The 7,178-nt window shown below is 67.2% G+C and carries 9 protein-coding genes; all 9 read left to right on the top strand.

Features of this window, described 5'->3' with window-relative positions; genetic code table 11:
- Positions 1 to 192: 192 nt before the first annotated feature.
- The 9 genes from MHY49_RS00840 (at position 193) to MHY49_RS00805 (ending at position 7,115) form a co-directional block, all read left to right on the top strand.
- Positions 193 to 342, top strand: a complete 150-nt coding sequence (locus MHY49_RS00840) for a hypothetical protein (protein ID WP_239201766.1) — start codon at positions 193 to 195, stop codon at positions 340 to 342.
- 52 nt (positions 343 to 394) lie between these two features.
- Positions 395 to 1,633 carry a nuclease-related domain-containing protein gene (locus tag MHY49_RS00835; RefSeq protein ID WP_239201765.1) on the top strand — a complete coding sequence of 413 codons (1,239 nt, stop codon included), beginning with the start codon at positions 395 to 397 and terminating at the stop codon, positions 1,631 to 1,633.
- A 211-nt stretch (positions 1,634 to 1,844) separates the two neighbouring features.
- Entirely contained in the window at positions 1,845 to 2,210 is a 366-nt protein-coding gene (locus MHY49_RS00830; protein ID WP_239201763.1) for a hypothetical protein, read from the top strand.
- A 160-nt stretch (positions 2,211 to 2,370) separates the two neighbouring features.
- Complete coding sequence (locus MHY49_RS00825) at positions 2,371 to 3,465, top strand: hypothetical protein (protein WP_239201758.1); 1,095 nt, start codon at positions 2,371 to 2,373, stop codon at positions 3,463 to 3,465.
- A 56-nt stretch (positions 3,466 to 3,521) separates the two neighbouring features.
- Complete coding sequence (locus tag MHY49_RS00820) at positions 3,522 to 4,289, top strand: HNH endonuclease family protein (RefSeq protein WP_239201755.1); 768 nt, start codon at positions 3,522 to 3,524, stop codon at positions 4,287 to 4,289.
- 25 nt (positions 4,290 to 4,314) lie between these two features.
- Positions 4,315 to 4,437: a hypothetical protein gene (locus MHY49_RS18960; RefSeq protein WP_255719119.1), complete on the top strand. Its 123-nt coding sequence runs from the start codon at positions 4,315 to 4,317 to the stop codon at positions 4,435 to 4,437.
- The gene (locus MHY49_RS00815; RefSeq protein ID WP_239201753.1) at positions 4,437 to 5,072 is read left to right on the top strand and encodes a hypothetical protein; all 636 of its coding nucleotides are present in this window, start codon (positions 4,437 to 4,439) and stop codon (positions 5,070 to 5,072) included. The genes MHY49_RS18960 and MHY49_RS00815 overlap by 1 nt, the downstream gene beginning before the upstream one ends.
- Positions 5,073 to 5,113: 41 nt before the next feature.
- Complete coding sequence (locus MHY49_RS00810; RefSeq protein WP_239201751.1) at positions 5,114 to 5,680, top strand: hypothetical protein; 567 nt, start codon at positions 5,114 to 5,116, stop codon at positions 5,678 to 5,680.
- Positions 5,681 to 5,744: 64 nt separating this feature from the next.
- Positions 5,745 to 7,115 (top strand): hypothetical protein, encoded by a 1,371-nt coding sequence (locus MHY49_RS00805; protein WP_239201749.1) that lies wholly within the window; start codon positions 5,745 to 5,747, stop codon positions 7,113 to 7,115.
- The last annotated feature ends 63 nt before the right edge of the window (positions 7,116 to 7,178 follow it).

The raw sequence follows: 7,178 nt of genomic DNA, 5'->3' as shown, positions 1-7,178 counted from the left end.
CCTCGCGGGCCTGACGGTCGTGGACCATGCGCACGGCACGGTCACGGAGCTCTGGGCTGAACTTCTTGGGCATACTCCGATTCTCCTTCGTGAGACTCGGAACGGAACCCAGGGCGCTTCACTGATGGACATGGCCCCGTGCCTTCTTCGCCGGCTCCCCGCAACGGCGCCCGAGCGGATGGCGGCCTCCTGATGTTGCCGCTCCTGTGCGGGGTGCTCGCCGTGGTCCTCGCCTACGCCGCCGTCCGCACCATCCGCTCCGAGGACACGCCAGCGTTCGCGTCCGCACTTCTCCTGCTCGGCGCCGTGAGCTCCCTCCTCGGGGCCTTCGCGAACACGTGACCCACTCCTCCGCCCACTGGAGAGGACACACGGCTCTCGGGAGGACGACAGAATGCACACGGCCAGGCCACTGCCCGCCCCCGTCCTGATCGGCGTCCTCCTCGCCGCGGCCAGCATCGGAGCAGTGGTCGCAGGGCACTTCTTGGGCCCTGCCGTCGCACCCGCCGCCGGGCTTCTGGCTGCCGTCCCCTTGTGCATCCGCGAGCTGGCGGTGCTGTCGAGCCTCCCGGAGCCCACCGCTGTCGAGGTGCGGAGACCGCAGGGGGTCGACCTGCCGGAGCCCGTGCGCGAGCGCACCGTGGCCCAGGTGCCCACCCGGACCCTTGCTGCGACCCATCCCGACTCCCGCACGGTCGAACAGCTGCGCCGCGTGCGCCAGACCTTGCGGGAGGGCACCACAGCGGATCGCGTCGCCGCCACCGACCACCTCATGGCCAAGGGGTCTGTGGATCCGGTTCACCTCGAGCACGTGCGCCGTTCCCGCCGCCTCCGTCTGATGCTCCTCGTGGTGCTCGCCGCCGGTGTCGTGACCATCGCCAGCATGCTCCTCGCGTGGGCACCGCTGGCGGCAGCCCTCATCGCCGCGGCACTGGGCTGCGCGCTCACGGCAGGGGTCGTGGCCCGCCCGGATACGACCATCCCTCCCTCGCGCGTCGCCGAGGTTCCCGACGCGGGGTTCACACCCTTCCACGAGCACGGGTGCGTCGGCGGCAATCTGGCGGACGCGAAGGCCTTCGGAGGGGCCGAGGCTGTCGGGGTCGCGGGGGAGAAGCGCACCGCTGAACTGCTGGAGACCTGGCTCGACGGGATCAGCAGGGTCGCCATTTTGCACTCGCTGCGCTTCCCCGGGTCGGAGCGCGCCGACATCGACCACGTCGTCATGATCGGGCACCGCGTGTTCATCATCGACTCGAAGGCATGGAAGGGAGGCACGTACCGTCAGGTCTCAGCGGAGACGGTGCTGACCCAGGACGGGACAGTAAGAGCGAGCGCGATGCCTGCCGCAGCGGAAGCGCTGGGACAGATGGGGTGGGGTGATGTCCAGGTCCTCACGGTCATCCACGCCACCAGTGGAATCGTCGCCGTGCCGCACAGCAGGGACCCGGGGAACACGCTCTTGGCGCCGGTGGATCTTGTGCAGCTGCTGCTGGAAGCGAGGGTCCAGGAGCAGCGGACCCCGTGGTCAACTGAGGACGCCGCCGCGTTCCAGGTCCGCCTGGGCAGGCTGCGCCGCATGCTCGTCACCGGGGCCACGTCCCATCGCCGCGTGTTCGCCGATCGCGCGGCCTGAACTTCGACAGGATGACCAGATGAACACCCGAGACCGTGTGCCGGCCGCCCCGGTCGACATCCCCGGAACAGTCCTTGCCACGTGGCGTGACTGCGGCCGCGTGTACTTCTGGCAGGTGCGCGGCTGGGTCCATGGCACGACGCGCTCATGGTCGAAGCGGAGGCTGCGTGCCGCGATTCGGAACAGTCTCTTCGCTGCCTGTGGGCTGATCATGTCCCCGTTGCTGGTTCCGGTCTACGCCGTCATGATCGCCAGCCCGCACTCGCGCTACTACCTTGATGTCGAGCGCACGGCCGTGCTTGCCGTCGCCGCGACGAAGCGATCGTGGCTGATCCAGGACCATGCCTCCGCACAGCCGGGCTCCGGGGCCGGGAAGGTACTGCGCGAGAAGCTGCTGCCGACGATCCTCTCGGCCGCGGACCGCCATCGGATTCCGATCGTCCTCGAGACATCGGTTCCTGAGCTCGAGACCGCGTACCAGCGCGACATCCCCGGACTGCACTTCGTAGAGGACGCCCATCTGGGCAGGAAGACGTACCGCCGCGACCCCACACCCTCGGCAGGCGCGGGGGAGTAGGCCCAGAGATGTCCTGTGACAGTCTCTCCCGCCCACTTCCCTACGCAGAGACACGATGGGGGAGGGTGCGATGGCTGGCGGCTCGAAGGTCCGCAAGCGAGACACGGGGGAGAGGGGCAACCGGGGCGAGTTCGGAACCGTCGTCCGTGGAGACGCTGACGTGAAGGTGGCGCTCGACATCGGTCCGGACCTCGTGGACAAGTTCGGGTTCGACGTGCGCACCGCAGACCCTGTCGAGTTCGACGAGCACGCGGAGGCAGCCGCGAAGAAGCTGGCGAAGGCCCGCTCGCAGCATCGGTCCCGTCTCGACGCGCTGCACCGCGCGATCGGCGACAGCAAGAAGCCAGGAGGGCACTGGGGCAAGAGCGACGAGCAGACGCTCCAGGCCGCACACGAATGGGTGATGCTGGCCGATGGTGGTGCAGCATCGGAGGCGACCGGTGCACGGATCCGCCAGCCCCTGCGCGACACGGAGAAGTCCCAGGACGACGTGGACCATGCCCGGCAGCAGGTCGACGGCCTCGAGGAGGCGTTCCGCATCCGGGGCGGATGGAACCGCGCCTTCCTGGTGTCGAACGCGAACGGTCACGTCCACTCGTCCACGAGTTGTTCGACGTGCCGGCCATCGACCAGGTTCGCGTGGATGACCCAGTACTCCGGCGCCGACGAGGGCACGATCGTGCAGGACGCGGGACATCGCGCATGCACGACCTGCTACCCGTCGGCACCGATCGGCGACTCTCGAAGCCTGCCGACGAAGATGTTCACCCCCGAGGAGCTCGCGTCTCAGAAGGAAAGAGCGGAGAAGGAGTCGTGGGCGAAGCTGACTCCCGCGGAGAAGCGCGCCCGCAAGCGCGAGGAGAAGCTTGCCCTGGCCGCGACGAAGAACGGGCGCCCGCTGCGCTTCGAAGAGGACCTCGGTGAGGCCGGCGTGCTCCGGCTGGTGATCTCCACGGAGAAGGACGCCGAACGGGAGTGGTCTCGCGGCATCGGCGACTCCATCAACCTCCAGAGGACCGCCGGTGACGTGACGCCGGAGTCCGTGGCGCTCCGGCAGGACCAGCAGGCTCGAGCGGATGCGCGAGCACGCATGCGGCCGACGATCGCGAAGGCCCTCGCCGAGAAGCACGGCACGACGGCCCTGGAGGAGAAGCGACGGCTCGACGACCTGACCCGCGACGAGATGGAGCGGGACTTCCCGAAGCTGGCCGCATGCTTCGAGGCCGACGGCGAGGACGGCTACGTGTCCCGGTGACGGCGCGGCGCCACCCAGCCGTCCCGTGAGACTCATCGGTCGCCCACTGGGGAGCCATGAGCAACAAGAAGCAGCACCCCCGGCTCGCTCGCACCAGGACCCTCTTGCTGCTGGCCGGAGGCATCGTCGTGCTGTTCCTGCTGTACACGCATCATCGCGCCGAGGTGCACGAGGTCATCGAAAGGATCCGCGAGGGCCTGCCTGCACCGGCTCGAGCCGAGGAGGTGCAGCACTCCGAGTGGCTGGATGCGGGGCCCGCGGTCATCGACCCGCAGGAGCTCGCCGGTCTGGATGTCGAGCGTCAGGACCGGTCTGCCGATGACTATGAGCGCTCCGCCTTCGGCGCCCGCTGGGCCGATGTCGACGGGAACTCGTGCGACACGAGGTCGGACATTCTCGCTCGTGATCTCGTCGATGTGACCTATGAGGACGGCTCCCACTGCGAGGTCTCGGCCGGGACGCTGCACGACCCGTACACCGGGAAGACCATCGGCGGGGACCTCAGCAAGACGGTCCAGATCGACCACGTCGTGTCCCTGGGGTCTGCCTGGTATTCCGGGGCCAGCGGGTGGAGCGCGGAGAAGCGGGAGAGGTTCGCCAACGACCCCGCGAATCTCGTGGCCGTGGACGCCTCGACGAACATGTCCAAGAGCGACGACTCCATCTCCGAGTGGTATGGGGCGTGGGATGCACCGAGTGATCGAGCCCAGTGTCGCTACGCTGCCCAGTACGTCCACGTCGTCGCCACCTACGAGCTCTCCGTCACCCGTGACGACTACGCGCTGCTGAAGAGCCTCGAGACCAGCTGCAAGGACCGCGCATGAGCGCGCGTCGAACGGGGACACCGCGATGACCGTCTTCCTGCACACGACGCATCTGCCCGGCGGCAAGGTCGAATATCTCGTGCCGGGCTCCCTTGGAATGCCGACCCACCTCGAGGGCGAAACCATCACGATGGGAGGCACAGTCTGATGAAGAAAATCATTCTGCACACGACGAGAACCCCGTCCGGGCGCTATTTCTATCTGGTGCCCGATGACCGCGACGGACGGGCTTTCATACGAAAAATGCCCATGCGGCGCTGGCTGAAGCCTGCGACGGCCCTTGCTGTTGTCCTTTCGGTATTGTTCTCACTTCCGACACTTGCCAATGTGTCCATTTCCCTCATTCGCGGCGCTGGTGTGCCGGTAGCCACGCCCCGCCCCGGAGAGTTGCTTGCGATCTGGGGGTTTGTCGGGGCTTTGCTAATCATCGGCGTGTCACTGGCTGTCGACAGCTATATCGAACGTCGTCAGCGCCGCGTGCATGCTCAGCATCCCGAGGCTTATCTCGCAACAGATGACCTCATTGTCGCCGATGCGCTGCATGCCCTGCCTCGCAAATTTGAGGGTGTCGACACGAAACGCGTCTTGTGGGAGGCGGGAATGGTTGACGACGAAACGTTTAATGCAATGCTTGAGCGCTTGCAGGCCGACGTTCGTCGAGCCGCTCTCGATGAACGACACGAACAGTGGATGCGGGACCACGCCCACGAGGTGGCCGAGGGGCGCAGGCGCGAGCAGCGGGTTGATGAGCTCATCGCGAGGAACCAGCGGGACGAGGAGTGACCCGCCCACTTCTCCTAGTGAACGCACCACAGGAGGGGCAGATGGGCACAGCGATCACCCGCAAGAAGGACACCGGCGAGCAGGGCAACGGCGGCCAGTTCGGATCCGTCACCCGCAGCGACGCCAACGTACAGGTCCCGCAGCAGAAGGATGCCGGCAGCTTCGAGGACCGCTACAAGTCGCTGATGGCGGAGTCCAACGAAGCCTTCCGTGCGTACGAAAGCCTGTCCGTGCGGGTCAACGAGATGGTCCTCGAGAAGCTCAGTCGCATCGGCGTGGAGAGCGCGCCCGAGGAAGCCGTCGCGGTCGGGATCGCCGCCGAGTACGACGACGATCCTGAACGACCTGAGGACTCTCTCCGAGGGCTGCGATGGGTGCACAGCGACGGCAGCGTCGCGGACGTCGAAGACTCCGGCTGCTGGGACGAGATGCAGGTTACCTGGGGCGACGTCGATCGCAGCATGATCCCGTGGCACGAACACGCAGGTCTGATCGAGCCGGCAGACAGCGGCCTGCCCACCGAGGCTATGAAGCTCGAAGAGGTCGAGTACGTGATCCCCATCCACGGGAGGGCCCACGGCATGGTCGAACCCGCCGCCTGGAGCTGACCCGCCACACCTCGGTTCCGCCCACTTCCTCCAGTAGAAGTGTCCACACGAGGAGGAGCCCACTATGGCGAGCACGAAGATCCGCAAGCGCGACACCGGCGAGTCCGGCAACAAGGGCGAGTTCGGGACCATCACCCGCACGGACGCCGACGTGCAGATTCAGTCACCCCAGATCGGCCTGGGCGCCACCATCGGTGAAGACGTCGAGATCGCCCCCACCGCGCGCATCGACGACGAGGTGACGATCGGTGATGACGTGCGGATCGGGGAGAACGTCGTGATCGGATCAGACTCGGTCATCGAGCGCGGAGCGGTCATCGAGGATGGGGTCGTCATCGGAGCCGGCAGCCACCTCTGGGAGGATGCCACCGTGCGCGCCGGATCCACCCTCGGGGAGAGCGTCACCGTCGAAGGCGGCGCTCAACTGCAGGACATGGTCGCCGTCGGAGACCGCTCCACGATCTGCCAGGAGACCACCATCGGTGCTCGCAGCAACGTCCGCAGCGACGTCACGATCGGCAACTACGTCCGCACCGGATCCGACGTCACCATCGACCAGGACGTCAACGTCGGAGACTCCACCGAGATCGACGAACGCACCGCCCTGCGCCACTCCGTGACGGTCGGCGAGCAGTGCATCATCGGCCAGAGCGCCGAGATCTCGGCGGACTCTTCACTCGGCGACGGGTGCGAAGTGGGGGACCGGGCCAGGGTTCACGGGGCCTTCGGAGACCAGGCTCGGATCGGAGAAGGGGCGAGGGTCATCGGCCGCAGCTCGTGGGGCAGACACGTGCGGATCGGAGATGGCGCGACAATCGATACCTCTGACCGGTGCCGGTTCGGCGATGACACCGACATCGGCGACAACGCCGAGATCAGCCGCATCTCGATCGACGGGTCCTTGTCCGTCGGCGAGGGCGCCGAGGTCGACGGCGGGCGGCGCACTGTCGACTTCACGGGAGGTGCCAGCATCGGCCCGGGCGCTCGAGTGACCGGTGCGGTGACGCTCGAGGACGGAGTCGAGGTGGGGGAGGAGACCCTCGTCGAGGGCACCCCCAGGCCGAAGAGTCCGGAGACGGACCATGTGGCCACGAAGCTCGGAGGTGACTGCGTGGTCTATGAGCGCGCCGTCGTCAAGGAGGGTTCGCAGCTCGGTGCCGGCACGACCATCGGCTCATCGTCCACGGTCGGCAAGAGGGTCGTCACCGGCAACGACTCCCGAATCGGGGACAATGCCACTGTTGGGGACTTCTCGATCGTCGCCGGAAGCATCAGCGACGGGTCGACCGTGGGCAACGGTGTCGAGGTCGGATACGGGGCCGACCTGGGGGAGCGGGCAGTCGTCGAGGACAACGCGGTCATCGAGGGGTACGCGCGCGTCGAAGACGACGGCTTCGTCTCCCGGGGGACGGTCGTGCGCGAGTCCGCACACTGATCCGTCCCGTGGAACGGCCGCACTCGCCCACTGACTGTGCACGAGCACAGATCAGGAGGGGTC

It is taken from the genome of Brachybacterium sp. ACRRE, from assembly GCF_022346485.1.
In the GTDB taxonomy this organism is placed as follows: Bacteria; Actinomycetota; Actinomycetes; order Actinomycetales; family Dermabacteraceae; genus Brachybacterium; species Brachybacterium halotolerans.
The sequence above is the reverse complement of the archived record's forward strand: the minus strand, read 5'-3'. Positions and strand labels throughout refer to the sequence as shown.

Excerpts from the sequence above, each read along its gene's own strand:
- MHY49_RS18960 (WP_255719119.1), top strand. The coding sequence starts at position 4,315 with ATGACCGTCTTCCTGCACACGACGCATCTGCCCGGCGGCAAGGTCGAA.
- MHY49_RS00810 (WP_239201751.1), top strand. The coding sequence starts at position 5,114 with ATGGGCACAGCGATCACCCGCAAGAAGGACACCGGCGAGCAGGGCAAC.
- MHY49_RS00815 (WP_239201753.1), top strand. The coding sequence starts at position 4,437 with ATGAAGAAAATCATTCTGCACACGACGAGAACCCCGTCCGGGCGCTAT.
- MHY49_RS00835 (WP_239201765.1), top strand. The coding sequence starts at position 395 with ATGCACACGGCCAGGCCACTGCCCGCCCCCGTCCTGATCGGCGTCCTC.
- MHY49_RS00820 (WP_239201755.1), top strand. The coding sequence starts at position 3,522 with ATGAGCAACAAGAAGCAGCACCCCCGGCTCGCTCGCACCAGGACCCTC.
- MHY49_RS00830 (WP_239201763.1), top strand. The coding sequence starts at position 1,845 with ATGTCCCCGTTGCTGGTTCCGGTCTACGCCGTCATGATCGCCAGCCCG.
- MHY49_RS00840 (WP_239201766.1), top strand. The coding sequence starts at position 193 with ATGTTGCCGCTCCTGTGCGGGGTGCTCGCCGTGGTCCTCGCCTACGCC.
- MHY49_RS00805 (WP_239201749.1), top strand. The coding sequence starts at position 5,745 with ATGGCGAGCACGAAGATCCGCAAGCGCGACACCGGCGAGTCCGGCAAC.